The sequence below is a fragment of the Streptomyces sp. BE20 genome (genome assembly GCF_036322525.1).
GTDB lineage: Bacteria > Actinomycetota > Actinomycetes > Streptomycetales > Streptomycetaceae > Kitasatospora.
In genome coordinates, this window is the sequence record NZ_JAQYWW010000226.1 from 1 (window position 1) to 384 (window position 384).

1 protein-coding gene is annotated in these 384 nt (G+C 51.6%); it reads right to left on the minus strand.

From position 1 onward, the window contains the following. Window positions 1–90: 90 nt before the first annotated feature. On the minus strand, window positions 91–384 hold a 294-nt coding region (locus PUR61_RS45040), incomplete at its 5' end, for a hypothetical protein (RefSeq protein ID WP_329874665.1).

A 384-nucleotide genomic window follows, 5' to 3' on the forward strand; every position in this document is an offset into this window, starting at 1 on the left:
CGGCCCCGCCCCCCGCCCCCCCCCCCCCGCGGCGGCCCCCCCAAACCCCCGAACACACCAAAAAAACGTGAAAAACATCACCCCCAGAAATCAGAACACCCAAAACGTACTAACAAACATGGAACACAACCCCACGAAAAACCCCCAACGCCAAATGTAAGACAAAACCCCCACCCACCCCAAAACCCACAAAAATAAAAATAAAAAACCAACCAACCACACCCCGCCACCCACCCACACCCCCACAAACAACAAAACATAAAAAAACCAAACAACCTCCGCACCGACCCCCCAACAAACAAAACCACAAAAAAACCCCCAAAAAACCCCACAACACCACCCCCAACCCAAAAACAACAAACCCCAACAACCACAAAAACAACA